This is a genomic window from Rathayibacter sp. AY1B5, from assembly GCF_002932795.1.
Taxonomy (GTDB): Bacteria; Actinomycetota; Actinomycetes; order Actinomycetales; family Microbacteriaceae; genus Rathayibacter.
Window position 1 is genome coordinate 13989 of the sequence record NZ_PSWM01000010.1, and the last position, 26098, is coordinate 40086.

The following is a 26098-nucleotide window of genomic DNA, read 5'->3' on the forward strand; positions in this document are numbered from 1 at the left end:
TCGTGGCGCGAACCGAAAGTTAGATTGGTCCCATGAAGCTCGAACTGCGTGGCATCACGAAGCGCTTCGGCGCGCTCGTGGCCAACGACCACATCGATCTCACCGTCGAACCCGGCGAGATCCACTGCCTCCTCGGCGAGAACGGCGCGGGCAAGTCGACGCTCATGAACGTGCTCTACGGCCTGTACCAGGCCGAGGAGGGGGAGATCCTGCTGGACGACGCGGTCCAGCACTTCTCCGGTCCGGGCGACGCCATGAAGGCCGGCATCGGGATGGTCCACCAGCACTTCATGCTCGTCCCCGTGTTCACCGTCGCCGAGAACGTCATGCTGGGCCACGAGGAGACGAAGGCCGGCGGACGCCTGGACCTCGCCGCCGCGCGCGCCCGGGTGCGCGAGATCTCGGACCGCTTCGGCTTCGACGTGGATCCCGACGCCCTGGTCGAGGACCTCCCCGTCGGCGTGCAGCAGCGGGTCGAGATCATCAAGGCGCTCTCGCGCGACGCCCGGGTGCTCGTGTTCGACGAGCCGACCGCGGTGCTGACCCCGCAGGAGACCGACGAGCTGATCGCGATCATGCGCCAGCTGCGCGCGGCCGGGACCGCCATCGTCTTCATCACGCACAAGCTCCGCGAGGTGCGCGAGGTCGGAGACCGCATCACGGTCATCCGCCTCGGCAGAGTCGTGGGGGAGGCGTCTCCGACGGCGAGCAACGCCGAGCTCGCCTCCCTGATGGTCGGCCGCGCCGTCGAGCTGACGGTGCAGAAGGAGCAGGCTGTGCCGGGCGACGAGGCCCTCGTCGTCTCGAACCTCACCGTGCGCGACGCCAACGGCCAGGCCGTCGTCGACGACGTCTCCTTCGAGGTCCGCCGCGGCGAGATCCTCGCGATCGCCGGCGTGCAGGGCAACGGCCAGACCGAGCTCACCGAGGCGATCATGGGCCTGCAGGACCGGGTCGAGGGCTCGGTGACCCTGGACGGGCGCCGCCTCGACGGGCTCTCCGTGCGCCGCGTCCTCGAATCCGGGGTCGGCTTCGTCCCCGAGGACCGCACCGAGGACGGTCTGGTCGCCGAGTTCACGATCGCCGAGAACCTCATGCTCGACCGCAGCGACCGCGGTCCGTTCGTGAAGGGCCTGGGCCTGCGGCTCAAGGAGCTCGAGCGCTTCGCCGAGGAGCGGGTGCGCGAGTTCGACGTGCGCGCCCAGGGGATCGGCACCCACGTCGGCCGCCTCTCCGGAGGCAACCAGCAGAAGGTGGTGCTCGCGCGCGAGCTCAGCCGGGAGCTGCGGCTGTTCATCGCGGCGCAGCCCACCCGCGGCATCGACGTCGGCTCCATCGAGTTCGTCCACAAGCGCATCGTCGAGACGCGCGACACCGGAGTCCCCGTGATCGTGGTGTCGACCGAGCTCGACGAGGTCGCGGCGCTCGCCGACCGCATCGCGGTCATGTACAAGGGCGGGATCATCGGCATCGTCCCCGCCGATACGCCCCGCGAGGTCCTGGGGCTCATGATGGCCGGGCAGACGCCCGCCGAGAAGGGAGCGGCGGCGTGAGCGACGCGCAACTGCCCGCGGTCGATCCCGACGCGGAGACCGAGAAGGCGGCCGGGCTCGAGCCCGGCCAGAAGCCGGATCAGGAGGTGCGCCCCGGCCCGCTCGAGAGCGGCGCCTCCCGCGTCCTGCGCGAGATCCTCTCCGGCACCGCGCTGATGTCGGTGCTCGCCGTGCTGCTCTCCCTCATCGCGGGCGGCGTGCTGATCGCCGCGACCGACAAGGACGTCCAGGCGGCGTCGGGCTACTTCTTCGCCCGGCCGCTCGACACCCTGCAGGCGATCTGGCAGTCCGTCTCCGGTGCCTACTCCTCGCTCTTCCAGGGCTCGGTCTACAACTTCCGCCGCGAGGGCTTCGCCAACGGCATCAAGCCGCTGACCGACACCCTGGCCTTCGCGACCCCGCTGATCGCCGGCGGCCTGGGAGTGGCGCTGGCCTTCCGCGTCGGCCTGTTCAACATCGGCGGCCGCGGCCAGATGCTGATCGCCGCGGCCTGCGCGGGCTGGGTCGGCTTCTCCTTCGACCTCCCGTGGGGCGTGCACCTGATCGTCGCGCTCGCCGCCGGCATCCTCGGCGGCGCGCTCTGGGGCGGACTCGTGGGACTGCTCAAGGCCCGCACCGGCGCGCACGAGGTGATCCTCACGATCATGCTCAACTACGTCGCGTTCTACCTGATCTCCTACCTCCTGCGAACGCCCGGCGCGCTGCAGGCTCCCGGCTCGAACAACCCGAAGTCGCCCGGGATGAAGGAGACCGCGGTCTTCCCGGCGCTCCTCGGCCCCGGCTACTCGCTCACCCTCGGCTTCGTCTTCGCGGTCCTCGCGACCGTGTTCGTCTGGTGGCTCCTGAACCGCTCGACGATCGGCTTCAAGTTCCGCGCGGTGGGGGAGAACCCGCACGCGGCGCGTGTGGCGGGCATCGACGTGAAGAACAGCTACGTGTACGCGATGCTGCTCTCCGGCGGCCTGCTCGGCCTCGCCGGCAGCGCCCAGGTGATGGGGACGGTCACGACCGGCTTCACCTCCGGGATCGACGCGGGCATCGGCTTCGACGCGATCACGGTCGCGCTGCTGGGCCGCTCCCGCCCCTGGGGCGTGTTCTTCGCCGGCATCCTCTTCGGCGCCTTCAAGGCGGGCGGCTACTCGATGCAGGCCGCCGAGGGCGTGCCGATCGACGTGGTCCTCGTCGTCCAGTCGCTGATCGTCCTCTTCATCGCCGCGCCGCCGCTGGTGCGCGCGATCTTCCGCCTCCCGACGCCCGGGGCCGCCCCGAAGCGCCGCACCCGCCGCACCTCGGAGGTGTCCGCATGAGCACCGCCGTCGCCACCGCACCGGACCGCGTCGTGATCCGCAGCTGGAAGGCGCCGACCGCGTTCGGCGTCTTCGCGCTGCTCGCCGTCGTCCTCTTCGTGGCCCTCGGCCGCGACGGGACGAGCTCGTTCCGCCTCGCCGCGGGCACCGACTTCTTCGCCCTGCCGGACATCCCGTTCCCGACGCGGGGGACGGGAGTGGTCGTGGCGATCGTCCTGGTGGCCCTGGCCGTCGCGTCGGCCGCACTCACCCGCGCCGGCCGGCGCATCCCGCTCTGGCTCTCGGCGGTCTTCGCCCTGGTCTTCCTGATCGGGTTCCTCGTCTGGGCGTCGGCCGGTGCCGCGCTGCCCGTCTCGGGACTGCTGCTCGGGACCGTCGGGCTCGCCACTCCGCTGATCTTCGGCTCCCTCGGCGGCGTCATCTCGGAGCGGGTCGGAGTCGTCAACGTCGCGATCGAGGGGCAGCTGCTCGCCGGCGCCTTCACCGCGGCGATGGTCGGCTCCCTCACCCGCCAGCCGGTGCTCGGCCTGCTCGCGGCGATGGTCGCGAGCGTCCTGGTGTCGTTCGTGCTGGCCGCCTTCGCGATCAAGTACCTGGTCGACCAGGTGATCGTCGGAGTCGTGCTGAACGTGCTGGTGACCGGCCTGACGAGCTTCCTCTACTCCCAGGTCCTCTCCGCCGACGCGTCGACGTTCAACTCGCCGGTGAAGTTCGACCGCCTCCCGATCCCGGTGCTCAGCCAGGTGCCGATCGTGGGTGCCGTCCTGTTCAACCAGACGGTGATCGTCTACCTGATGTACTTCGCGATCTTCGCCGTGTGGTGGGGCCTGTTCAAGACCAAGTGGGGCCTCCGCCTGCGCGCCGTGGGCGAGCACCCGCAGGCCGCGGACACCGTCGGCATCGACGTCGCCCGCACGCGCTTCTGGAACGTCTCCCTCGCCGGGGCGATCGCCGGAGTCGGCGGCGCGTACTACACGCTCGACGCGGTCGGAGCGTTCGGCAAGGAGATGACCGCGGGCGCGGGCTTCATCGCCCTGGCCGCTGTCATCTTCGGCCGCTGGGACCCGATCAAGGCGACCCTGGCGTCGCTGCTGTTCGGCTTCGCGACCAACCTGCAGAACGTTCTCGGCGTCATCGGCTCGCCCGTGCCGAGCGAGTTCATGCTGATGCTGCCGTACGTCGTGACGATCTTCGCGGTGGCCGGTCTCGTCGGCCAGTCCCGCGGGCCGGCCGCCGCCGGCAAGCCGTACCTGAAGTCCTGAGAGGAGCCGTCGTGACCGACATCGACTGGGAGGCGCTGCGCGAGGCCGCGCTGGAGGCCATGAGCCACGCTTACGTCCCGTACTCGAAGTTCCCCGTCGGGGTCGCCGCGCTCGTGGACGACGGCCGGACGATCGCGGGCTGCAACGTCGAGAACGCCTCCTACGGGCTCACGCTCTGCGCCGAGTGCGCGCTGGTGTCCTCCCTGCACATGACGGGCGGCGGCCGGCTCGTGGCCTTCACCTGCGTCGACGGGAAGGGCGGCGTCCTGATGCCCTGCGGGCGCTGCCGCCAGCTGCTCTTCGAGCACTCGGCCGAGGGCATGCTCCTCCAGACCCTGTCGGGCGTGAAGACGATCGACGAGGTCATCCCCGATGCGTTCGGCCCGCGCACCCTCGAGGCCTACGCCGCCTCCTAGCGCCGCCGTCACCCGCTCCCATCCCCGAACCGAGGACTCCGCATGACCCGCACCACCCCCGTCGAGGACTTCGACGCCGTCGACATCATCCGCACCAAGCGCGACCGCGGCACGCTCTCGACCGCGCAGATCGACTGGCTGATCGACGCCTACACCCGCGGCTACGTCGCCGACGAGCAGATGGCGGCCTTCGCGATGGCGGTCCTGCTGAACGGGATGGAGCGCGACGAGATCCGCGACCTCACCCTGGCGATGATCGCCAGCGGCGAGCGCATGCGGTTCGACGGACTCGGCAAGCGCACGGTCGACAAGCACTCCACCGGCGGGGTCGGCGACAAGATCACGCTGCCGCTGATGCCGCTGGTCGCCTCCTTCGGCGTGGCGGTGCCCCAGCTCTCCGGACGCGGGCTCGGCCACACGGGCGGAACGCTCGACAAGCTGGAGTCGATCCCGGGCTGGCGGGCCGACCTCGGCAACGAGGAGATGCTGGAGCAGCTGCGGACGGTCGGCGGCGTGATCTGCGCCGCGGGCTCGGGCCTGGCCCCCGCCGACAAGAAGCTCTACGCGCTCCGCGACATCACCGGGACCGTCGAGGCGATCCCGCTGATCGCGTCCTCGATCATGTCGAAGAAGATCGCCGAGGGCACAGACGCCCTGGTGCTCGACGTGAAGTTCGGCTCCGGGGCGTTCATGGTCGACATCGAGCGCTCGCGGGAGCTCGCCCGGGCCATGGTCGACCTCGGCAACGACGCGGGGGTGCGGACCACCGCGCTGCTGACCAACATGAACGTGCCGCTCGGGCTGACCGTCGGCAACGCGAACGAGGTGCGGGAGTCGGTCGAGGTGCTCGCCGGCGGCGGCCCCTCCGACGTCCGGGAGCTGACGCTGGCTCTGGCCCGCGAGATGCTGGCCCTCGCCGGGCGGCCGGACGCGGACGTCGAGCGCGCCCTCGACGGCGGCGCCGCCATGGACACCTGGCGCGCGGTCATCCGCGCGCAGGGAGGGGACCCGGACGCCGCCCTCCCCGAGGCCCGCGAGACCCACGTCGTGCTCGCCGAGCGCGACGGCGTGCTGGTGGAGCAGCAGGCGCTGCCCTTCGGCATCGCCGCCTGGCGCCTGGGCGCCGGACGCGCCCGCCAGTCCGACGCGGTGCAGCACGCGGCGGGGATCGACCTGCACGCGAAGCCGGGCGACCGCGTCCGTGCGGGCCGGCCCCTGCTCACCCTCTCGGCCGACGAGCCCGAGCGCTTCGCCCGGGCGCTGGAGGCGCTCGACGACGCGTACCGGATCGGCGACGACGGCGACGAGGTGCTCGACGGCGGCCCCCTCGTGGCGGAGCGCGTCTCCTAGCTCCGCGCCGCCCGGCGAGCCGCTCCCGCCGACCCTCTAGGGTGGTCGGCGAACCACCGCCGACCTGCGAGGAGCACCGTGACCGATCAGACCGAGGAGTACCTCCTGCCGGGCGAGGGCGTCCTCATCGACGAGCTCCCCAAGGTGTCGCTGCACGACCACCTCGACGGAGGACTGCGGCCCGGGACGGTCCTCGAGATCGCCCGCGAGACGGGCGTGCCGCTTCCGGCCGAGGAGCCGGACGCGCTCGCCGAGTGGTTCCGCGCCACGGCCGACTCCGGCTCCCTCACCGACTACATCGCCACCTTCGAGACGACGGTCGCCGTGATGCAGACCGCGCCGGCGCTCGAGCGCGTGGCCCGCGAGTTCGTGCTCGACCTCGCCGCCGACGGAGTGGTGCACGGCGAGGTGCGCTGGGCGCCGGAGCAGCACCAGCGCGCCGGGCTCTCCCTCGACGCGGCCGTCGAGGCGGTCCAGGAGGGGCTCCAGCAGGGCGTGCAGGAGGCGGCGGCGCAGGGCCACCGCCTCCGCGTCGGCCAGCTGATCATCGCGATGCGGCACGCCGACCGCTCGCTCGAGGTCGCCGAGCTGGCGCTGCGCCACCGCGAGCGCGGTGCGATCGGCTTCGACATCGCCGGAGCCGAGGCGGGCTTCCCCGCCTCGCGGCACCGTGCCGCCTTCGAGCTGCTGGCGGCGGCGCACTTCCCGACCACGGTCCACGCGGGGGAGGCGGACGGCCTCGACAGCATCCGCTCGGCCCTGCTCGACGGACGCGCCCTGCGCCTGGGCCACGGCGTCCGGATCGCGGAGGACATCCGCATCGAGCGTCAGGACGACGACGCGAGCTACGTGACCCTCGGCGAGCTCTCGGAGTGGGTGAAGGACCGCGAGATCGCCCTCGAGCTCAGCCCCTCCTCCAACCTGCAGACCGGCGCCGTCGCGGCGTGGGGCGCCGAGCTCGCCGACCACCCCTTCGACCTGCTCTACCAGCTGGGCTTCCGCGTCACGGTGAACACCGACAACCGCCTGATGAGCGCGACGACCCTCAGCCGTGAGCTCGCCCTCCTGTCCGACGCGTTCGGGTACGACCTCGACGACTTCGAGGCCTTCCAGCTGAACGCGGCCCACGCCGCCTTCCTGCCGCTCGACGAGCGCCGCGAGCTCGTCGAGACGATCAGCGCCGGCTTCGAGGCGGCCTGACGGTGCCGCTCGACGCACTCCCCGAGGAGGCGGTGGCCCTCCGCCACTCCGCCGGATCGTGGCGGGAGGCCGTCCTCGAGGCGGGCCGCGCGCTCGAGCGGACGGGCGCGGTCGACGCCGCCTACTCCCGGCGCATGGTCGAGCAGGTCGACGTGCTCGGGCCGTACATCGTCATCGCACCCGGGCTCGCCCTCGCGCACGCCCGGCCCGGCAACGACGTCCTGGCCGACGGCCTCTCCGTCGTCACGCTGGCCGAGCCCGTCGCCTTCGGGCACAGCACCAACGACCCGGTCTCGGTCGTCATCGGGATCGCCGCCACCCAGGCGCACGGACACGTCGGCTTCGTCTCCGGGCTCGCCGACGTGCTCAGCCGCCCGGACGCGGTGGGCGCCCTCGCCGCCGCCCGCACCGTCCGCAGCATCAACGCCGTCCTCACCGACAGCACCCCGCACCACCCGCACCACGGAAGAAGCGCATGAAGATCATCACCCTCTGCGGCGCCGGAATCGGCACCTCCGCCATCCTCAAGCTCGGCGCCGAGCGCGCCCTCGAGACCCTCGACCTCGAGGCCGACGTGATCGCCTCCGACCTGGCCTCCGTCGACGCGCTCGCCGCCGACGCGCAGGTCATCCTCACCTCCGGCGAGCTCGTCGACCGCATCGGCCGCACCTTCGCCGAGGTCGTCGTCATCGACAACTACCTCGATCAGAACGAGATCACGGAGAAGATCGAGCGGGCGCTCGGCTGAGCTCGTCTCTGAGCCGCTCCCTGCGCGGCTCAGCGCGGTCGGCCTCCCGACGGGGTGCGTTCCGCAGAGCGGGTTCCGTCGGGCTGCCTCGAATCGCTGGCACGCGATCCTCGGACGCGCCCTCCACCTTGCGGTGAGAGGGCGCTCCCTCCTCCTGCTGGTCGAGTGGCCGCGGAGCGGGGCAGCGAGACCCGGCTCCAGGGCGGACGGCTGCTCGGACCTCGCGGGAGGTCAGCGGGCGGCGAGCTGCTCGAGGGCGGCGACGACGAGGCGGCGTGCGCGACCAGCCGGCGGTGTGGATCGCGCGGATCTCGGGATCGGTACCGGCGCGGGACGCGAAGGCGGTCCACACGATCGCGTCGGGGACGTCCTCGTCCGCGACGCAGGCGATCTCGTCGCAGAAGACGCGCAGCCGCACCTCGGCCGACGGCTCGGCGTCCAGGCGGCTCCGCATCCGCTCGCGGAAGCGCTCCTCGACCCGGGCCATCGCCCCGGACAGCAGTGCCTGCTTCGTCGGGAAGTGGTGCTGGACGGCCCCCACCGAGACCCCGGCCTCGGCCGCGACGGTGCGGATGCTGAGGTGCTCCGCCCCTCGGGTCGAGAGGACGGCGACGACCGCCGAGAGGATGTCGCTCCTGCTCTCGCGCCGATCCGGCATGGTGTCCCTCTCGTTCGACTGCTCGAGCAGGCTACGCTCTCGGACATGACCAATACGACCGTATTGCCAACCCCTGCCGGAGCCGGCCGCCGCACCGCGACCCTGGACGTCGTCCGCGGTGTCGCGATCATCGGGACCCTCGGCACGAACATCTGGATCTTCTCCCACCCCTGGGGGATGCTCGGACTGCTCTCCGCCCCGGTGACGCCGGAGACCTCCGACTCCGCCGGGACCGCGCAGCTCCTGCTGATGGCGCTGGCGCAGGGCAAGTTCCTCGCCCTCCTCTCCCTCGCCTTCGGGATGGGCCTCGCGATCCAGCACGCCTCCGCGGTCCGGCGAAGGACGCGCTGGCCGGGCCGCTACCTCTGGCGCGCGACGCTCCTCCTCCTGGACGGCGCGGTCAACTACGTGCTGATCGCGGAGTTCGACGTCCTCATGGGGTACGCCGTCACCGGAGCGGTCGTCGCCTGGCTGCTGCTCACCCGGCCGACGACGCAGCGCCGCGTGATCCTCGTCTGCGGCGCTCTGCACGTCGTCCTGATCTCGGCGCTCGTGGCGCTCGTGGCGGCGAGCGCGGACGGTGCCGGACAGGGGCCGACCGGCCGGAGCCCCTACGCGGACGCGTCGTTCCTCGGCCTCGCCCTCTTCCGGCTGCAGAACGCGGGCGTCTTCCGTGCGGAGCCGGTGCTCATCGGGCTCCTCAGCCTCGCGATGTTCCTCCTCGGCGCGCGCCTCCACCGGGCGGGGGTCCTCGCCACCGAGGGCGCGCCGCTCCGCCGCCGTCTGCTGGTCCTCGGCGCCCTCGCCGTCCCCGTCGACCTCGCGCTGGGCGTTTGGGGGAGCGCCGCCGGTCTGCTCGCCGAGCGCTACCTCGTCGCGCCCCTGGTCGGTCTCGGCCTGCTCGCGGCTCTCGCCGAGGTCTGCCTCCGCCGGGGCGCCGAGGGCTGGGCGGCACGTCGGGCACGGGAGGTCGGCCGGGTCGCCCTGAGCGCCTACCTCCTGCAGAACCTGCTCGGCGGCTCTCTCTTCTACGGCTGGGGACTCGGGCTGGCGGTGACGGCCGCGCAGTGGCGCGTCCCGGTGACCGTGGGAGCGTTCCTGCTCATCGCGGCGGCCGTCGTGCTCGCGGCGCACCAGTGGCTGCGCCGGTTCGAGCTCGGCCCGGTGGAGTGGCTCTGGAAGCGGGGCGAGCGGATCGGTGTCCGCGCGCCCCGCTGACCGGAGGGGGACCTACGCGAGGAGCTCCGCGGCGCCGGTGCGCAGGGCGGCGAGGCGGGACGAGACGGCCGACCGGCGGGCGTCGGCGACGGCGTCGTGCGACCAGGCGTCGAGGTAGAGCTTGACCTTCGGCTCCGTGCCGCTCGGGCGGGCGATGAGGCGGGCTCCGTCGAGGGAGAAGCGGAGCGCGTCGGTCGGGGGCAGCGCGCCGCCCTCGGCGAGCAGGTCCTCGCTCCGCTCGACGGCGAGCCCGCCGATCGCGGTGGGAGGCGTCGCGCGGAGTCCGGCCATGATCCGGCCGATCTCGGAGAGGTCGGTGACGCGGAGCGAGATCTGCTCCGATCCGAAGAGCCCGAACCGTTCCGCGAACGACTCCAGCTCGTCGTCGATCGTGCGCTCCTCGGCGGCGAGCGCGCTCGCGAGGGAGAGGAAGGCGACCGCGGCGGAGACGCCGTCCTTGTCGCGGACCGTCCCGGGGTTCACCAGGTAGCCGAGCGCCTCCTCGTAGCCGAAGACGAGGTCGGGGACCCGCGAGATCCACTTGAAGCCCGTGAGGGTCTCGGCGAAGTCGAGGCCGTACTCGGCGGCCACGGCGCCGAGGGCGGGGGAGGACACGATCGAGCAGGCGAGCGCTCCTCCGACGCGGCCCTCGCGGCGGGCCTGCTCAGCGGCGCGCCAGCCGAGCAGCGCGCCGACCTCGTTGCCGGTGAGGCGCCGGAAGCCCTCCGGGGCGGAGGCGTCGGGCACGGCGGCGGCGAAGCGGTCGGCGTCCGGGTCGTTCGCCACGATCAGCTGCGCGCGACCGGAGCGCGCGGTCGCGAATGCGAGGTCGAGGGCGCCCGCCTCCTCCGGGTTCGGGAACGCGACCGTGGGGAACGCCGAGTCGGGCTCGATCTGCTCGACCACCACGGCCGGCTCGTCGAACCCTGCCGCGGAGAGCACCCGGTGCGCCGTCTCCCAGCCGACCCCGTGCATCGCCGTGTAGACGACGCGCAGCGGAGCGGACTGGCGGCCGACGGCGGCCGTCGCCTCGATGTAGGCGGCCACCACGGACTCGTCCGCGAGCCGGTACTCGCCGCGCGGCAGCTCCGGGACGCGCCGGTCCCGCGCGACCGCGAGGATCCGCTCGGCGATCTCGGAGTCGACCGGCGGCACGATCTGCGAGCCCTCGTCGGCGCCGCCGAGGTAGACCTTGTAGCCGTTGTCCTGCGGCGGGTTGTGGCTCGCCGTGACCATCACGCCGGCGTCGGCGCCGAGGTGGCGCACGGCGAAGGCCAGCACGGGGGTGGGCAGGAGTCGGGGGAGCAGCACGGCGTCCACGCCGGCGCCCGCCATCAGCGCGGCGGAGTCCTCGGCGAAGACGCGCGAGTTCTTCCGGCCGTCGTAGCCGATCACGACCACGGGCCGCTGGACGCCCTGCTCCAGCAGGAAGTCGGCGAGGCCGACGGCGGCCTGCGAGACCAGCACGCGGTTCATCCGATTGGATCCCGCCGCGATGGCGCCGCGCAGACCCGCGGTGCCGAAGGCCAGGCGGGCGCCGAAGCGGTCCTCGAGCTCGGCGCGGGCGGAGGCGTCGCCCGAGTCGGAGGCGGTCAGCAGGCCGACCAGCTCCTCGCGCGTCTCCGGGTCGGGGTCCTGGGCGAGCCAGTCCTCGGCGAGCTCCCGGACGTCGGCGCTCACAGAGTCCCCGTGATGCCGGCGAGCAGGCGGGCGAGGTCGTCCTCGGCGTCGCGGCCGGCCTGGAGCACCTCCTCATGGCTGAGGGGGGTCTTCTGGATGCCGGCGGCGAGGTTGGTGATGAGCGACATGCCCAGCACCTCCATGCCCGCCTCGCGCGCGGCGATGGCCTCGAGCGCGGTCGACATGCCGACGATGTGGCCGCCGATGATCCTCGCCATCTGCACCTCGGCCGGGCTCTCGTAGTGCGGGCCGCGGAACTGCACGTACACTCCCTCGTCCAGCTCAGGACGGGTCTGCCGCGCGAGGTCGCGCAGGCGCGAGGAGTAGAGGTCGGTGAGGTCGACGAAGGTCGCGCCCTCCAGCGGCGAGTCGGCCGTGAGGTTGATGTGGTCGCTGATCAGCACGGGGGTGCCGGGGGTCCAGTGCTCCTTGATGCCGCCCGCTCCGTTGGTGAGGATCATCACCGTCGCGCCCGTCGCGGCGGCGGTCCGGACGCTGTGCGCGACGCGGCGCACGCCGTAGCCCTCGTAGTAGTGGGTGCGGGCTCCGATGATCAGCGCGCGCTTGCCGGTGGGGAGCAGCACGGAGCGCAGGGTGCCGCCGTGCCCGTGCACGGCCGGCTTGGAGAAGCCGAGGATCTCGGTGGCCTCCACGGTCGCGGTCGTCTCGCCGATCGCGTCGGCGGCCCTGCCCCAGCCGCTGCCGAGAGTGAGGGCGATGTCGTGCTTCTCGACCCCGGTCGCCTCCGCGATCTGAGCGGCCGCGCGGGCCGCGATCTCGAAGGGATCGGCGTCGGGGGCGTCGAGCGGGTGCAGGGTCTGGTCGGACATCCTCCCACCCTACCGACGGGCTGCGCGGCCGCGGAGGACGGCTCCCGCAGCCGATCCGACACCCCGCGATTGGGCGAACACTCAGTGAGAGAGGACAATGGGAAGCATGGCTTACGAGTTCGAGCGCGCGCAGAGGATCGCTGTACTCGGAGGGGGGCCGGGCGGCTACGAAGCCGCCATCGCGGGAGCGCAGCTCGGCGCCGAGGTCACCCTGGTCGAGCGGGTCGGAGTGGGCGGCTCGGCCGTCATCACCGACGTCGTCCCGTCGAAGTCGCTCATCGCGACGGCGGAGGCCACCAACGCCATCGGCGAGGCCGCCGACCTGGGCGTGCAGTTCTTCACCCGCTCGGAGCAGAACAAGCCGGTACGCCCGGACGTGGCGGTCAACCTGGCGACGGTGAACAAGCGCCTGCTCGGCCTCGCGCGCCAGCAGTCCGAGGACATGCGCGCGAACCTGGTGCACCACGGCGTGCGGATCGTCCAGGGGGACGGGCGCCTGGACGGGTCGAACGCCCTGATCGTCTCGACGGCCGCCGGCGGCGAGGGCATGGACTTCGACCGCATCGAGGCGGACACGATCGTGGTCTCGGTGGGCGCCAGCCCGCGCGTGCTGCCGACCGCTGCGCCCGACGGCGAGCGCATCCTCAGCTGGACCCAGCTCTACAACCTCAAGTCCGTCCCCGAGCACCTGATCGTGGTCGGCTCCGGCGTGACCGGCGCGGAGTTCGCCTCCGCCTACCGCGCGCTCGGCGCCCGCGTGACCCTCATCTCCTCCCGCGACCAGGTGCTGCCCGGCGAGGACGCCGACGCGGCCGCCGTGATCGAGAACGTCTTCAAGCGCAACGGCATGGTCGTGCTCTCGAAGTCGCGCGCCGACCGCGTCGAGCGGACCGAGAAGGGCGTGCAGGCCGTGCTCTCGGACGGACGCGTCGTCGAGGGCTCGCACTGCCTCATGGCCGTCGGCTCCGTGCCGAACACGGCGGGCATCGGCCTCGAGGACGCGGGAGTGCAGCTGACGGAGTCGGGGCACATCCGCGTCAACCGCGTCGCCCGCACCAGCGTCCCCTCGATCTACGCGGCCGGGGACTGCACCACGTTCCTCCCGCTCGCCTCCGTCGCCGCCATGCAGGGCCGCACCGGCGTGTTCCACGCCATGGGGGACGCCGTGAACCCGACCGAGGTGCGCAATGTCGCGGCCAACATCTTCACCCAGCCCGAGATCGCGACCGTCGGCTGGAGCCAGCGCGAGATCGAGGAGGGGATCGCGCAGGGCGAGATCTACAAGCTCCCGCTCGCCGCGAACCCGCGGGCGAAGATGATGGGCATCCGCGACGGCTTCGTGAAGCTGTTCGCGCGCACGGGCTCCGGCACCGTCATCGGAGGCGTCATCGTCGCTCCGAAGGCGAGCGAGCTGATCTTCCCGCTCGCCCTCGCTGTGGAGCACCGCCTGACCGTCGACCAGGTCGCGCGGGCCTTCACCGTCTACCCGAGCCTCACCGGCTCGATCTCGGACGCCGCGCGCGCCATGCACATCGTCACCTGACGCCCGCCCCCCGACCGAGGGAACCCCGGACCGTCGAGGGAACCGCGGCCAGCGGGTTCCCTCGACGGCCCGCGGTTCCCTCGGTGCCGCCGCGCGCTCAGACGATCTGGAGGAGGACGTGACCGGCGGGGACGGTCGCGCCGGCCGCCGCGTCGAGGCCCTTCACGACGCCGTCCTTGTGGGCGGTGAGCGGCTGCTCCATCTTCATCGCCTCGAGGACGACGACCAGGTCGCCGGTGACGACCGTGTCGCCCTCGGCGACGGCGACCTTGACGATGGTCGCCTGCATGGGCGAGGCGACGGAGTCGCCCGTGACGGTGCTGACGGAGGAGGAGCCGCGGCGCTTCGGGGAGGCCGCAGCGGCCCCGCGGGCGGGTCCCGAGCCGGCCAGGTCGGCGGGGAGCGTGACCTCGACGCGGCGCCCGTCGACCTCGACGACCACGTTCCGGCGGTCCGCCGGCTCGTCGGTCGCTCCGGGCTCGCCGCTCCAGGCCGGGATCGTGTTCTCGAACTCGGTCTCGATCCAGCGGGTGTAGATCGTGAAGGGCGCTCCGCCCTCGGGGGCGAAGGCCGGGTCCTCGACGATCGCGCGGTGGAAGGGGAGGACGGTCGGCAGGCCGGTGACCTCGAACTCGGCGAGGGCGCGCCGCGAGCGCTCCAGCGCCTGCTCGCGGCTGTCGCCGGTGACGATCAGCTTCGCGAGGAGCGAGTCGAAGGAGCCGGAGATCACGTCGCCGGCGACGACGCCGGAGTCGACGCGGACGCCCGGTCCGCCGGGGGCCTTGAAGACGTGCACCGGGCCCGGGGCGGGGAGGAAGCCGCGGCCCGCGTCCTCGCCGTTGATGCGGAACTCGAAGGAGTGGCCGCGGGGCGCCGGGTCGTCGTAGTCGAGCACGCCGCCCTCGGCGAGGCGGAACTGCTCGCGGACGAGGTCGATGCCGGTGATCTCCTCCGACACGGGGTGCTCGACCTGGAGGCGGGTGTTCACCTCGAGGAAGGACACCGTGCCGTCCTTGCCGATCAGGAACTCGCAGGTCCCGGCGCCGAGGTAGCCGACCTCCTGCAGGATCGCCTTCGAGGCGCGGTAGAGCTCGGTGTTCTGCGCCTCGGTCAGGAACGGCGCGGGCGCCTCCTCGACGAGCTTCTGGTGGCGGCGCTGGAGGGAGCAGTCGCGGGTGGAGACGACGACGACGGTGCCGTGCGCGTCGGCCAGGCACTGGGTCTCGACGTGGCGCGGCTGATCGAGGTACTTCTCGACGAAGCACTCGCCGCGGCCGAAGGCGGCGACGGCCTCGCGCGTGGCGGAGGCGAACAGCTCCTCGACCTCGTCGCGCTCGCGGGCGACCTTGAGGCCGCGACCGCCGCCGCCGAAGGCCGCCTTGATCGCGACGGGGAGGCCGTACTGGTCCACGAACTCGAGCACCTCGGCGGCGCCGGAGACGGGGTTCAGGGTTCCCGGGGCGAGCGGGGCGCCGACCTTCTCGGCGACGTGGCGGGCCGAGACCTTGTCGCCGAGGCGCTCGATGGCCTCGGGGCCGGGGCCGATCCAGATCAGGCCGGCGTCGATGACGGCGCGGGCGAAGTCGGCGTTCTCGGCGAGGAACCCGTAGCCGGGGTGCACGGCGTCGGCACCGGAGCGGCGCGCCACCGAGAGCAGCTTGTCGATGACGAGGTAGGTCTCGGCGCTGGTCGTCCCGCCGAGGGCGTAGGCCTCGTCGGCGAGGCGGCTGTGCACGGCGTCGCGGTCCTGGTCGGCGTAGACGGCCACGGAGGCGATCCCGCTGTCGCGGGCGGCGCGGATGACTCGGACGGCGATCTCGCCCCGGTTGGCGACGAGCACCTTCGTAATCTTCGGCATGGTCCCCAACCCTAGGGGGCGGCTCCACCCGGTCCGGCGCGGCTCACCACAAAGAAGCGGAGGGCCTTCGTCGGTTCCTCACAAGGGCGGGACGGGCCTCAGCGGTTCCAGAGCGCGGTCCAGTCGACGCCGAGGCTCCGCACCAGAGCGCGGAGGGTCGGCACCGACATGCCGATCACCGTCGAGGGGTCGCCCTCGATCGCGGTGATGAAGCCGGCGCCGCGGCCGTCGATGGTGAAGGCCCCGGCCACCTCGAGGGGCTCGCCGGTGGCGACGTAGGCGTCGATCTCGGCGTCGTCGATGTCGTCGGCGAAGGTGACGGCGGCGGAGGTGACCGCTCCGGCCTCGGCGACGATCCTCCCGCCGCGGTGGTCGACGAGCCAGTGGCCGGAGTGGAGGCGGCCGGTGCGTCCGCGCTGGGCGCGCCAGCGCTCCCGGGCCCGCTCCGGCTCGTGCGGCTTGCCGTGGACGACGCCGTCGAGGACGAACGCGGAGTCGCCGCCGAGCACCAGACCGTCGATCTCCGGGCGCAGGACGGCGTGCGCCTTGGCGCGGGACAGCAGCGAGACGGTGGCGTCCGCGTCGAGCGCCGCGCCCTGCTCCTGCTCGGCCCGGGCGACGGCCGCGGGCTCGTCCACGTCGGAGGGGACGACGACGGGCTCGATCCCGGAGGCCCGCAGCAGCGCGAGGCGCGCAGGGGAGGTGGAGGCGAGGTAGAGGCGCACGAGGGCTCCCTGCGGCCGGGCCCACGCTGTGGGATGCTCGACGGATGGCACAGACCCCGCCCCGAGCATCCGCCCGCCCCGACGGGGCCGACGACGCACTCGGGACCGAGATCGAGCTCGACATTAGCAATGTCGCCCACGGCGGCGTGTTCGTCGCCCGGCACGAGGGCCGCGTCGTCTTCGTCCCGGACGTCCTCCCCGGCGAGCGCGTGCGGGCGCGGATCAGCGAGGTCCGGCACGACAGCTTCTGGCGCGCCGAGGCGCTCGAGGTGCTCGACGCGTCCGAGCACCGGGTGAAGCACGTCTGGCCCGAGGCCGCTCTCGACCGCCGCCCGGAGGAGCGCGTCGGCGGCGCCGAGCTCGGCCACGCCGACCTCGCCTACCAGCGCGAGCTGAAGCGCCTCGTGCTCGTCGACTCCTTCTCCCGCTTCGCCCGTCGCGAGGTCGAGGTGGAGGTCTCGCCGATCGGCGGGGACGACGCGTCCGGCGGCCTCGGCTGGCGCACGCGCAACCGCCTCCACGTCGACGACGACGGACGGGTCGGCCCCTACGCGGCGCGCAGCCACCACGTCGTCACCGTGGAGTCGCTGCCCCTCGCGACGGCCGACTCCTCCCTGGCCGCACCGCTGGGCGAGCGCCTCGCTCCCGGCTCGGTGGTCGACCTCGTCGACGCGGCCGGGTCCGAGGGGGCCGCGGTGCTCGTGCACGAGCCCTCCGACAAGCGCGCCCGCCGCGACCGCACGGTCGTGAGCGAGTTCGTCGCCGACCGCACCTTCCGCGTCGACCGCACCGGCTTCTGGCAGGTGCACCGCGGCGCTGCCGCCGCGCTCTTCGAGGCCGTGCAGGCCGCCGTCGACGCGGATGCGGCGGACCCGTCGGCCGCCAACCACGACCTCTACGGCGGGGTGGGCCTGCTCGCCGCTGCGCTGGCCGACCGCCTCGGCGCCGGAGTGCGCGTGACCAGCGTCGAGAGCGACTCCCGCGCCACCGAGCACGCGCTCGAGAACCTGGCCGACCAGGTCGGCGCCCGCGCGGTGACCGCCCGCGTCGACCGCTACCTCCGCGACGTCGTCGCCCAGGCCGATGCGCGCGAGCGGGCGCGGTGGCGCGCCGCGACCGTGGTCCTCGACCCGCCCCGCTCGGGTGCCGGCCGAGCGGTCACCGACGCTCTGGCGGACCTGCGGCCGGCGCAGCTCGTCTACGTCGCCTGCGACCCGGTCGCACTCGCCCGCGACGTGGGCGCTCTGACCGGGGCCGGCTACGAGCTGGAGCGCCTCGAGGGCTTCGACCTCTTCCCGCACACCTCCCACGTGGAGGCCGTTGCGCGACTGGTCCGGCGAGAGGACTGACCGCGGGCTCGCGCCTGCGTACCATGGGCGGGATGGAGCCCCACGCCGACGTCGCCGCAGCCGAGGCCCCGCGCGTGCGCGTGGCGATCGTGGACGACCACGAGTCGGTGCGCCTGGGCGTGGCCGCCGCCGTCGAGAGCGCGGGGATGCAGGTGGTCGCCGCCGCCGAGACCGTCCAGGCCCTCGAGAGCACGATCGGCGGCGCCGAGATCGAGGTGCTCGTCCTCGACCTGTCCCTGAACGACGGCTCGAGCATCACCAGCAACGTCAAGTGGGGGCAGGTGCGCGGCTCCGCAGTCCTCGTCCACAGCATCGCCGACCGCGTCGTGGCCGTGCGGGAGGCGCTCGCCGCGGGGGCCGCCGGCGTCATCCCGAAGTCCTCGCCCATGTCGACGGTCGTCGCCGCCATCCGCACCGTCGCCCGCGGCGAGGTCCTCAACAATCTGGAGTGGGCCTCGGCGATCGACGCCGACGACGACTTCGCCCGGGCCGTGCTCGGCCGTCGCGAGCGCGACGTCCTGCATCTGTACGCCTCGGGGCTGCCGCTGAAGCTGGTGGCCGAGCGGCTGCAGATCTCCGTGTCGACGGCGAAGGAGTACCTCGACCGGATCCGCGACAAGTACGTCGAGATCGGCCGTCCCGCCCCGACGAAGGTCGATCTGCTGCGGCGCGCGGTGGAGGACGGCATCCTCCCGGGCATCGACCCGGACGACGGCGATGGCGGGCGCTGAGGCGCCGATCGCCCGCCGCAACGCCGGGCGCGAGCGGATCGACAGGATCATCAGCACGGTCGTGTCGTTCTTCGGCTTCGGCTTCGGCGTGCAGACCGTTCCGCCGATCCTCGCCCAGCTGCCCCTGCTGCGCCCCGAGGTGGCCTGGCCGGTGCTGGTGCTGGTCTTCGGATCGCTCACCGCCGCCGTGGTCACCGCCGTGCTGCGGCGGGGCACGCGGATCACGGCGGTCCTGGTCGCGGTCGGCGTCCTCGTCGCGCTCCTGACCTGGCCGGCCGCCGTCGCCAGTGGAGGCGCGGACCGCGAGACCCCGTGGATCTGGTATCTGCTGACCATCGGGACCGCCTTCTGCACGATCGCGGCTCCGCTCCGGATCGCGATCGCGTACGTGTCGGTGACGACCGTGCTGTTCGGCCTGCTGCGCGTCCTCCCCTCCGGCGGCGGGGCGGAGCCGACCCGCGCGATCCTCGACGCCGCCTACGTGGGCATCGTCGGCTTCGTGATGCTGGTGCTGATCACCGTGCTCCGGCAGTCGGCCGACCAGATCGACCGCGCGCAGACCACGGCCATGGAGCAGTACGAGGCGGCGATGCGCCAGCACGCCGGCGAGATGGAGCGGGTCGAGGTCGACGCCCTGGTGCACGACAACGTGCTCGCGACGCTGCTCTCCGCCGCCTCCGCCGAGACGCCGGCCGAGCGCGCGCTGGTCTCCTCGATGGCGCAGCGCACCCTCGCCGTGCTGCTGCCCGACCACGAGCCGGAGCCGCCCGAGGGGCTGGTCCCGCTCGAGCTCCTGCAGCGTCAGCTCGGTCACGCGGCGTCGACCTTCGGGACCGAGATCGCGGTCGCGACGGCCGACGGAGTGGACCCCCGCGCGACGACGCTGCCGCGTCCAGTGGCCGAGGCGCTGCTCGGCGCGGTCTGGCAGGCGCTCGCCAACAGCGTCCAGCACGCGGGTCCGAGCGGCAGCGTCCACCGCGCCGTGCACGGGCTGATGGGCGACGGCGCGGTGGAGGTCGTGGTGGAGGACGACGGCCGCGGCTTCCGGCTCGCCGACGTCCCCCGCGAGCGGCTGGGCATCCGGCTCTCCATCCTCGAGCGGGTGCACAACGCTCGGGGATCGGCGCGGGTCGACTCGACTCCGGGCGAGGGCACCCGTGTCGTCCTCTCCTGGCGGGCGGACGGGGGAGCAGCGCGATGATCGCCTATCCACGCCCCCTGCTCCAGGTGCTCGGCGCCGGCTTCTCGCTCTACCACGTGGTGCTCGCCTTCTTCTCCTTCCGCATCTCCCCGGCCACGCCGGCCGACCTCGTCGCGGTCGCGCTGTACGTCGCGGCGACCGTCGTCGCCCTCTGGCCCGGAGCGACGACCCGGCTCGCCCCGCCCGTCGCGGTCGGGATGACCGCTGTCGCCGTCGCGCTGCCGCTGCTCGTCGCGCCCTCGCTCGATCCCGGAGCCTCCAACGGCTACTCCACCTGGTACATCGCCGCGGTCGGCACTCTGATGACGATCGTGTGCGCCCGCCGGCGCGCGGCCTGCGCCTGGGTCGGCGTCGGCTTCCTGATCGTGCACACCGTGTTCTGGGCCGGCCCGGCCGCTCTGGCCACTCTCGGCGTCGTCGGGGGGATCGCCTGGGTCGCGATCGCGCAGCTGCTCATCGTCGAGCTCGGGCGCGCGGGATCGGAGGCGCGCGTGCTCGAGGCGGCCGAGCGCGCGGCCGCGTCGTGGCGGGCGGCGGAGGAGGCGCACCTCACGGAGCGCGAGGTCCGGCTGGAGCAGACCCGCGCCCTCGCCTCCGACATGCTGCTGCGCATCGCGGAGCCGGGACCGGGCCTCACCGACGAGGAGCGTCGAGAATGCCGCCTGCTCGAGGCGGCCGTGCGCGACGAGATCCGCGGCCGGCGGCTGCTGGACGACGAGGTGCGGCGTCTCGTGCTCGACGCGCGCCGGCGAGGCGTGACCGTGTCGGTGCTCGACGACGGCGGCCTCGACCGCACCTCCGAGGAAGAGAGCCGTCGAGTGCTGGGGGAGCTCGCCCGGGCTCTGAGCGGGATCCGCGAGGAGGTCGACCGCGTGGTGGTGCGCACCGCGTCGGCCGACTCGGCCTCGGCGGTCACGGTCGTGGGCCTGCGGACGGCGGGCGACGGCAGCGCGGGCGCTCTCGGCTCCGATGACACGGGGGACGAGGTCGACGCCTGGGTCGAGATCCGGCGCGACGGCGTCGGCGGACGGGACGTCTGAGCGGCGGAGAGAGCGCGGCGCGGCCGTCGGCATGCGCGGCCACCGACGGCGACCCGGTGCGGAGGGCGTGCGGATGTCGGAACGGCGCCGCGGTCGGGACGCAGTCGACTCTCAGCACGGCTCAGGTCTCGGCACGGCTCGGGTCTCGGCGCGGACCGGTCGTCGGCGCGGCACGATCGTGAGCGGAGCCGGTCAGGCCCAGAGCCGGTCATGAGCGGAGCCCGTCATGACCGGAGCCCATCGTCAGCAGACCCCGTTTACGGAGTGCGGCGGGCCGTCCACTCCTCCGAAGAGGGGGCCCGGCCCGCCGTCAAACCCCGAGTGAGGGTAACAACCCGAATATTACCCTCACTCGCCCCCAACACACCCGCCTGCTTACCCTGGTCGGCGAGTGATTGGCGGTGCCCCTTCCGAAGGAGGAGTACCGTACGTCCACTAGTGTGCTCGCTCCGCCAGGAGGCGCATAGTCAGCACTTTAGGGGACTAATCGGGGGACAAATTTCACGTTCCACGCCGCGGATCGCCCGTCCGCCGACGGCCTGCGTCTGCGAGTGCGCTCAGCCGGAGAAGGAGCGCCATGCTCCGGGTGCCGGCCGGAGCGGCCTGCGGACCGCGGCGGTGCGGTCGTTCCAGCCTCCGCTGAGCTCCTGCGGGGTCTCCGGCTCGGGCTCGGTGCGCGAGGTCAGTGCGGTGACGACGGCCGTGACGGCGGCGATCTCGGCGGCGTCGAGGCCGGGGGTGGAGATGACGACGGCGGGTGAGGACTCGGAGGCGGTCATCCCGTGACGCTATCGCATGCCGTTCACGGCGCCGGTCGGCGGGGCATGGCTATGCTGACGCCGGATGCCGCCGGAGCGTCGTCCGTCCGTTGCGAACAGGAGCGTCCCCGCATGCCGACGTGGTTCCCGAGGAGCGGTGCCGCGGCGCTGCGCCCCCTGCGTCTGCTGGTCCGGAGGTCGCCCGCGGCCGTCTCGGTCGTCCTGGTCCTCCTGGCTGCGAGTGCGGTCACAGGGACGCTCGTCGCCCCCGCAGGAGCCGAGACGACGGCCTGGTGGGCGGCGGGTGCGACGACGACCCTCGACGGCCGTCCCTGGACGGCGGTGACCGCCCTCCTGATCGCGGCGGACCCGCTGCAGCTGCTCCTGGACGTCGTGCTGGTGCTCCCGATGCTCCTCGCCGCGGAGCGCCGCCTCGGCTCGGCCCGCACCCTCCTCGCCTTCCTCGTGACCGGGGCCGTCGGGATCGTCGTCGGGTCGGCCGTGCAGTCGATCGGCGCTCTCGCCGGCGAGTGGTGGGCGGGCGACACCGTCGGCGACCACACCTTCGACCCGCTCATCGGCGCGGTCGGCGCCCTCATCGCGTCGACCGCCTTCATGGGGGCTCTGTGGCGCCGCCGGCTCCGGGTGACCGTCTTCGCCGTCGTGCTGATGTTCGTGCTCTACGCGGGCGACTCCGCCGACGCGTACCGGCTCCTCGCCGGCGGTGCGGGTCTCGTGCTCGGCGCGGTGCTCGCGCGAGGAGTGTCGGGGCTGCGTCCGCAGCGTCCGGCGCCGAGCTCGCACCGCGAGTCCCGGGGGCTTCTGGCGGCGGTCGTCGTCGTCACCGCGATCGGTCCGCTCGTCGCCGTCCTCTCGGACTCGGGCTACGGTCCGTTCTCGTTCCTCGGCCGACTGCTGCAGAGCGCCTTCACGGGGACGACGGACCTCGAGGACCCGTGCAGCCGCGCCCTCCGGCACTGCGCCCACCACGTGAAGCTGAGCCTGGTCGCCCCCGGGCCGATCCTGCTCACGTTCGTCCCGCTCCTCCTCCTGCTCGTCGCCGCCTACGGCCTGCGCTCCGGGCGCCGCCTGGGCCTGCTGCTGGCGGTCGGGGTGAACATCGCGATCGCGATCCTGGAGGTGTTCTCCCTCCAGCGCGCGGCCCGGCACCCCGAGTTCCTGTACTACGCGGAGTACCTGCTCTGGGTGGCGACGACGGTGCTGGTGCCGCTGGCCGTCGTGGCGATGCTCGTGATCGGGAGGAGGCACTTCCGCATCCGGGCTCCCCGTGCCGCCGCGAGGCTCTGGACGCGGGTCGTCGCGATCGCCTTCGTCGTGTCCCTCGGCGGCTACCTCGCGCTCTCGGCCGGTGTGCGCACGAGCTTCGAGCCGCTCCTGGGCGTCGGGAGGCTCCTCCTGGACGGGCTGCTGCGCTTCGTCCCGGTGAGCTTCCTCGGCGGCGCCGGACTGCTCGCCGTGCCGCGGGAGCCCGTCGCGCGGATCGTCTTCGAGTGGGTCGGCCCGGTGTTCTGGCTCGTGGTCGTCGTGGCCGTGGTCGCCCTGCTCCGAGCCGCCGACGTGCAGCGGAACCGCGGCGACGAGGCGCGGTACCGCGCGCTCCTCTCCCTGCACGGCGCCGGCAGCCTCGGCCACCAGGGGACCTGGGAGGGCAATGCGCACTGGATCTCGGCCGACGGGACCGGCGGAGTCGCCTACCGGGTGATCGGCGGCGTGGCGGTCACCCTCTCCGACCCGGCCTGCGCTCCCGAGCGACGCGAGGACGTCGTGGCCGAGTTCGTGCGGTTCTGCGACGAGCGCAGTTGGACGCCCGTGTTCTACAGCATCCACGACGAGCTGCTCCCCGTCTTCGACCGGCTCGGCTGGTCGCGCCTCTCCGTCGGCGAGGAGACGATCATCGAGCTCTCCTCCTTCGAGCTCACGGGCAAGCGGTGGCAGAAGGTGCGCTACCCGCTCACCCGCGGCATCAAGCTGGGCATCGAGGCGCGGTGGACCAGCTGGCCCGAGCTCTCCCTCGGCATGGCCAACCAGATCGTCGACCTGTCGGAGCGCTGGGTCGCCGAGAAGGCGCTGCCCGAGATGGGCTTCACCCTCGGCGGGATCGACGAGGTCCGCGATCCCGACGTCGCGCTCCTGCTCGCGGTCGGGCCGGACGGCGTGCTGCAGGGTGTGACGAGCTGGCTGCCCGTGCACAGGGAGGGCCGCGTGGTCGGCTGGACCCTCGACTTCATGCGCCGCTCCGACGACGCGATGCCCGGCATCATGGAGTTCCTCATCGCCTCCGCGGCGCTGCGCGTCAAGGAGGAGGGCGCCGAGTTCCTCTCGCTCTCGGGCGCCCCGCTCGCCACCGCACCGGTCGAGGAGGGGGAGGAGCCTCCGGAGCCGACGGTCCTCTCGCGCCTGCTGGAGTTCCTCTCGCGGACGCTCGAGCCCGCCTACGGATTCACGTCGCTGTTCCGCTTCAAGGCGAAGTTCCACCCGCGCTACGCGGGCCTCTGGATGACCTACCCCGACGCCCTGCAGCTGCCCCGGATCGGAGCCGCACTCGGCCGCGCCTACCTGCCCGACCTCTCCGCTTCGCAGGCGCTGGCCTTCGCCCGGGTGGTCGGAGCGAAGCCGGAGGAGAAGCCGTCCGAGACGCCCGCGGCGAAGCCGACTGCTCCGACAGCCGAGGCGGGTGCTCCGGCTGCGAAGGCGGGTGCTCCTGCGGCGAAGGCGGATGCCCGGGCGGCGAGGCCCGGTTCCGCGGCGGGGAAGCCGGATGCTCCGGCAGCGGAGCCGGACGCTCCTGCCGTGCAGGCCGACACTCCCGCGGAGTCCGCTGCCCGACGGACCGGCCCCGGCTCCTCCGACTGATCGTTCCGCCCCTCAACCCCATGAGGAGGCGGACACAGCGGAACGCCGCGGCCGGACGGTCTCCCGTCTCCTGCCGCGGCGTCCGAGCGAGCCGGGTCAGAGCGGGATGTTGCCGTGCTTCTTCGCGGGCAGGTTGGCCCGCTTGGTGCGCAGCGCCCGCAGCGCCTTGATGACGGAGACGCGGGTCGCCGAGGGCTCGATCACGCCGTCGAGCTCGCCGCGCTCGGCCGCGAGGAACGGGCTCGCGACGTTGTAGGTGTACTCGTTCGCCAGGCGCGTCCGGACGGCCGCGACGTCCTCGCCGGCCTCCTCCGCCTTGCGGATCTCGTTGCGGTAGAGGATGTTGACCGCGCCCTGGCCGCCCATGACGGCGATCTCGGCGGTCGGCCACGCGAGGTTGATGTCGGCGCCCAGCTGCTTGGACCCCATCACGATGTAGGCGCCGCCGTAGGCCTTGCGCAGGATGACCGTGACCAGCGGCACGGTCGCCTCGGCGTAGGCGTAGAGCAGCTTCGCGCCACGGCGGATGACGCCGGTCCACTCCTGGTCGGTGCCGGGCAGGTAGCCCGGGACGTCGACCAGGGTCAGGATCGGCAGCGAGAACGCGTCGCAGAAGCGGACGAAGCGGGACGCCTTCTCGCCCGCCTCGATGTTCAGCGTGCCCGCCATGGCGCTCGGCTGGTTCGCGATGATGCCGACGGAGCGGCCCTCGACACGGCCGAAGCCGATCACGATGTTCGGCGCGAACAGCGGCTGCACCTCGAGGAAGTCGCCCTCGTCGACGATGTGCTCGATGACGGCGCGCATGTCGTACGGCTGGTTCGGGCTGTCGGGGATGACCGTGTCGAGGAAGCGGTCCGCGTCGGTCGTCTCGAGGTCGACCTCGGTCTCGAAGACGGGGACCGGCGACAGGTTGTTGTCGGGGAGGAAGGAGAGGAGCGTCCGCGCGTAGTCCAGCGCGTCGTTCTCGTCGCTCGCGAGGTAGTGCGAGACGCCCGAGATCTTGTTGTGGGTCAGCGCGCCGCCGAGCTCCTCCATGCCGACGTCCTCGCCGGTGACGGTCTTGATGACGTCGGGCCCGGTGACGAACATCTGGCTGGTCTTGTCGACCATGATCACGAAGTCGGTCAGCGCGGGGGAGTAGACCGCGCCTCCTGCGGCCGGGCCGCAGATGATCGAGATCTGGGGGATCACGCCGCTCGCCGCGGTGTTGCGGCGGAAGATCTCGCCGTACTTGCCGAGAGCGACCACGCCCTCCTGGATGCGCGCTCCGCCCGAGTCGAGGATGCCGATGATCGGAACGCCGGTCTTCAGGGCGAGGTCCATCACCTTGATGATCTTCTCGCCGGCCACCTCGCCGAGCGAGCCGCCGAAGATCGTGAAGTCCTGCGAGTACACGGCGACCTGGCGGCCGTGGATGGTGCCGGTCCCGGTGACGACGGCGTCGCCGTAAGGGCGCTTCTTCTCCATGCCGAAGGCGTGGGTGCGGTGGCGGACGAACTCGTCCAGCTCGACGAACGAGCCCGGGTCGAGGAGGGTGTCGATCCGCTCGCGCGCGGTCATCTTGCCCTTGGCGTGCTGCTTCTCGATCGCCGCCTCGCCACTGGCCGTGACGGCCTCGTGGTAGCGGTTCCTGAGGTCCGCGATCTTCCCCGCGGTCGTGTACAGATCGGGCGCGGGACGTTCGGTGTTCGCGGTCACCCGCTCACCCTACCGGCGGGGCGAACGCCTCCTCTTGTCGCACTCGCACAGGGAGGGCCGCTCCGGACGGGAGGATCCGGACAAGGGCGGGCCGTC

At 72.9% G+C, this 26098-nt stretch carries 22 protein-coding genes; 15 read left to right on the top strand and 7 right to left on the bottom strand.

Annotation, left to right across the window (positions count from 1 at the left end; genetic code table 11):
• Positions 1-32: 32 nt before the first annotated feature.
• The 8 genes from C5D44_RS08320 (at position 33) to C5D44_RS08355 (ending at position 7836) form a co-directional block, all read left to right on the top strand.
• Positions 33-1553 (top strand): ABC transporter ATP-binding protein, encoded by a 1521-nt coding sequence (locus tag C5D44_RS08320; RefSeq protein ID WP_104275349.1) that lies wholly within the window; start codon positions 33-35, stop codon positions 1551-1553.
• Positions 1550-2860 (top strand): ABC transporter permease, encoded by a 1311-nt coding sequence (locus C5D44_RS08325; RefSeq protein WP_219812831.1) that lies wholly within the window; start codon positions 1550-1552, stop codon positions 2858-2860. The genes C5D44_RS08320 and C5D44_RS08325 overlap by 4 nt, the downstream gene beginning before the upstream one ends.
• Positions 2857-4122 carry an ABC transporter permease gene (locus tag C5D44_RS08330; protein WP_104281378.1) on the top strand — a complete coding sequence of 422 codons (1266 nt, stop codon included), beginning with the start codon at positions 2857-2859 and terminating at the stop codon, positions 4120-4122. Before C5D44_RS08325 ends, C5D44_RS08330 begins: the two co-directional genes overlap by 4 nt.
• An 11-nt stretch (positions 4123-4133) precedes the next feature.
• Positions 4134-4538 carry a cytidine deaminase gene (locus C5D44_RS08335; RefSeq protein ID WP_104281379.1) on the top strand — a complete coding sequence of 135 codons (405 nt, stop codon included), beginning with the start codon at positions 4134-4136 and terminating at the stop codon, positions 4536-4538.
• 42 nt (positions 4539-4580) lie between these two features.
• A complete protein-coding gene (locus C5D44_RS08340; RefSeq protein WP_104281380.1) occupies positions 4581-5888 on the top strand; it encodes a thymidine phosphorylase in 1308 nt (435 codons plus the stop codon).
• A gap of 78 nt (positions 5889-5966) precedes the next feature.
• On the top strand, positions 5967-7088 hold the full coding sequence (locus tag C5D44_RS08345) for an adenosine deaminase (RefSeq protein ID WP_104275345.1): 1122 nt from the start codon (positions 5967-5969) through the stop codon (positions 7086-7088).
• A 2-nt stretch (positions 7089-7090) separates the two neighbouring features.
• Positions 7091-7567, top strand: coding sequence for a PTS sugar transporter subunit IIA (locus tag C5D44_RS08350; RefSeq protein WP_104255398.1), 477 nt, complete (start codon positions 7091-7093; stop codon positions 7565-7567).
• Complete coding sequence (locus C5D44_RS08355; protein ID WP_104275343.1) at positions 7564-7836, top strand: PTS sugar transporter subunit IIB; 273 nt, start codon at positions 7564-7566, stop codon at positions 7834-7836. Before C5D44_RS08350 ends, C5D44_RS08355 begins: the two co-directional genes overlap by 4 nt.
• On the opposite strand, the gene C5D44_RS08360 is transcribed toward C5D44_RS08355, so the two are convergent.
• Positions 7805-8494, bottom strand: coding sequence for a TetR/AcrR family transcriptional regulator (locus tag C5D44_RS08360; protein ID WP_104281381.1), 690 nt, complete (start codon positions 8492-8494; stop codon positions 7805-7807). The genes C5D44_RS08355 and C5D44_RS08360 overlap by 32 nt on opposite strands.
• 45 nt (positions 8495-8539) lie before the next feature.
• On the opposite strand from C5D44_RS08360, the gene C5D44_RS08365 reads away from it, so the two are divergent.
• Positions 8540-9712, top strand: coding sequence for a DUF418 domain-containing protein (locus C5D44_RS08365; protein WP_104281382.1), 1173 nt, complete (start codon positions 8540-8542; stop codon positions 9710-9712).
• 12 nt (positions 9713-9724) lie between these two features.
• Here C5D44_RS08365 and C5D44_RS08370 read toward each other — a convergent pair whose 3' ends face one another.
• Positions 9725-11392: a phospho-sugar mutase gene (locus tag C5D44_RS08370; protein ID WP_104275340.1), complete on the bottom strand. Its 1668-nt coding sequence runs from the start codon at positions 11390-11392 to the stop codon at positions 9725-9727.
• Entirely contained in the window at positions 11389-12222 is an 834-nt protein-coding gene (locus C5D44_RS08375; RefSeq protein ID WP_104281383.1) for a purine-nucleoside phosphorylase, read from the bottom strand. Before C5D44_RS08375 ends, C5D44_RS08370 begins: the two co-directional genes overlap by 4 nt.
• A gap of 106 nt (positions 12223-12328) precedes the next feature.
• Here C5D44_RS08375 and C5D44_RS08380 point away from each other — a divergent pair, with 106 nt between their 5' ends.
• On the top strand, positions 12329-13765 hold the full coding sequence (locus tag C5D44_RS08380) for an NAD(P)H-quinone dehydrogenase (protein ID WP_104223171.1): 1437 nt from the start codon (positions 12329-12331) through the stop codon (positions 13763-13765).
• 97 nt (positions 13766-13862) lie between these two features.
• On the opposite strand, the gene C5D44_RS08385 is transcribed toward C5D44_RS08380, so the two are convergent.
• Both C5D44_RS08385 and C5D44_RS08390 read right to left on the bottom strand, forming a co-directional pair.
• On the bottom strand, positions 13863-15623 hold the full coding sequence (locus C5D44_RS08385) for a biotin carboxylase N-terminal domain-containing protein (protein ID WP_104275338.1): 1761 nt from the start codon (positions 15621-15623) through the stop codon (positions 13863-13865).
• 98 nt (positions 15624-15721) lie between these two features.
• Positions 15722-16348, bottom strand: a complete 627-nt coding sequence (locus tag C5D44_RS08390; protein ID WP_181118471.1) for a nucleoside triphosphate pyrophosphatase — start codon at positions 16346-16348, stop codon at positions 15722-15724.
• Between the two features lie 44 nt (positions 16349-16392).
• Here C5D44_RS08390 and C5D44_RS08395 point away from each other — a divergent pair, with 44 nt between their 5' ends.
• From C5D44_RS08395 to C5D44_RS08410, 4 genes are read left to right on the top strand one after another with little or no spacing between them, the layout of a single operon-like run.
• Positions 16393-17697: a class I SAM-dependent RNA methyltransferase gene (locus tag C5D44_RS08395; RefSeq protein ID WP_146086159.1), complete on the top strand. Its 1305-nt coding sequence runs from the start codon at positions 16393-16395 to the stop codon at positions 17695-17697.
• Between the two features lie 23 nt (positions 17698-17720).
• Positions 17721-18428, top strand: coding sequence for a response regulator transcription factor (locus tag C5D44_RS08400; protein WP_104275337.1), 708 nt, complete (start codon positions 17721-17723; stop codon positions 18426-18428).
• Positions 18415-19629, top strand: a complete 1215-nt coding sequence (locus C5D44_RS08405) for a sensor histidine kinase (protein ID WP_104281385.1) — start codon at positions 18415-18417, stop codon at positions 19627-19629. The genes C5D44_RS08400 and C5D44_RS08405 overlap by 14 nt, the downstream gene beginning before the upstream one ends.
• Positions 19626-20669: a hypothetical protein gene (locus C5D44_RS08410; RefSeq protein ID WP_104275335.1), complete on the top strand. Its 1044-nt coding sequence runs from the start codon at positions 19626-19628 to the stop codon at positions 20667-20669. The genes C5D44_RS08405 and C5D44_RS08410 overlap by 4 nt, the downstream gene beginning before the upstream one ends.
• A gap of 557 nt (positions 20670-21226) precedes the next feature.
• Here C5D44_RS08410 and C5D44_RS08415 read toward each other — a convergent pair.
• The gene (locus C5D44_RS08415; protein WP_104275334.1) at positions 21227-21448 is read right to left on the bottom strand and encodes an acyl-CoA carboxylase subunit epsilon; all 222 of its coding nucleotides are present in this window, start codon (positions 21446-21448) and stop codon (positions 21227-21229) included.
• Positions 21449-21559: 111 nt separating this feature from the next.
• On the opposite strand from C5D44_RS08415, the gene C5D44_RS08420 reads away from it, so the two are divergent.
• Positions 21560-24301, top strand: a complete 2742-nt coding sequence (locus C5D44_RS08420; RefSeq protein WP_181118472.1) for a bifunctional lysylphosphatidylglycerol flippase/synthetase MprF — start codon at positions 21560-21562, stop codon at positions 24299-24301.
• A gap of 96 nt (positions 24302-24397) precedes the next feature.
• Here the strand turns inward: C5D44_RS08420 and C5D44_RS08425 are convergent, their stop codons facing one another.
• Entirely contained in the window at positions 24398-26002 is a 1605-nt protein-coding gene (locus tag C5D44_RS08425; protein ID WP_104223164.1) for an acyl-CoA carboxylase subunit beta, read from the bottom strand.
• Positions 26003-26098: the final 96 nt, after the last annotated feature.

Excerpts from the sequence above, each read along its gene's own strand:
- C5D44_RS08320 (WP_104275349.1), top strand. The coding sequence starts at position 33 with ATGAAGCTCGAACTGCGTGGCATCACGAAGCGCTTCGGCGCGCTCGTG.
- C5D44_RS08330 (WP_104281378.1), top strand. The coding sequence starts at position 2,857 with ATGAGCACCGCCGTCGCCACCGCACCGGACCGCGTCGTGATCCGCAGC.
- C5D44_RS08340 (WP_104281380.1), top strand. The coding sequence starts at position 4,581 with ATGACCCGCACCACCCCCGTCGAGGACTTCGACGCCGTCGACATCATC.
- C5D44_RS08355 (WP_104275343.1), top strand. The coding sequence starts at position 7,564 with ATGAAGATCATCACCCTCTGCGGCGCCGGAATCGGCACCTCCGCCATC.
- C5D44_RS08360 (WP_104281381.1), bottom strand. The coding sequence starts at position 8,494 with ATGCCGGATCGGCGCGAGAGCAGGAGCGACATCCTCTCGGCGGTCGTC.
- C5D44_RS08365 (WP_104281382.1), top strand. The coding sequence starts at position 8,540 with ATGACCAATACGACCGTATTGCCAACCCCTGCCGGAGCCGGCCGCCGC.
- C5D44_RS08375 (WP_104281383.1), bottom strand. The coding sequence starts at position 12,222 with ATGTCCGACCAGACCCTGCACCCGCTCGACGCCCCCGACGCCGATCCC.
- C5D44_RS08380 (WP_104223171.1), top strand. The coding sequence starts at position 12,329 with ATGGCTTACGAGTTCGAGCGCGCGCAGAGGATCGCTGTACTCGGAGGG.
- C5D44_RS08385 (WP_104275338.1), bottom strand. The coding sequence starts at position 15,623 with ATGCCGAAGATTACGAAGGTGCTCGTCGCCAACCGGGGCGAGATCGCC.
- C5D44_RS08395 (WP_146086159.1), top strand. The coding sequence starts at position 16,393 with ATGGCACAGACCCCGCCCCGAGCATCCGCCCGCCCCGACGGGGCCGAC.
- C5D44_RS08400 (WP_104275337.1), top strand. The coding sequence starts at position 17,721 with ATGGGCGGGATGGAGCCCCACGCCGACGTCGCCGCAGCCGAGGCCCCG.
- C5D44_RS08405 (WP_104281385.1), top strand. The coding sequence starts at position 18,415 with ATGGCGGGCGCTGAGGCGCCGATCGCCCGCCGCAACGCCGGGCGCGAG.
- C5D44_RS08410 (WP_104275335.1), top strand. The coding sequence starts at position 19,626 with ATGATCGCCTATCCACGCCCCCTGCTCCAGGTGCTCGGCGCCGGCTTC.
- C5D44_RS08415 (WP_104275334.1), bottom strand. The coding sequence starts at position 21,448 with ATGACCGCCTCCGAGTCCTCACCCGCCGTCGTCATCTCCACCCCCGGC.
- C5D44_RS08420 (WP_181118472.1), top strand. The coding sequence starts at position 21,560 with ATGCCGACGTGGTTCCCGAGGAGCGGTGCCGCGGCGCTGCGCCCCCTG.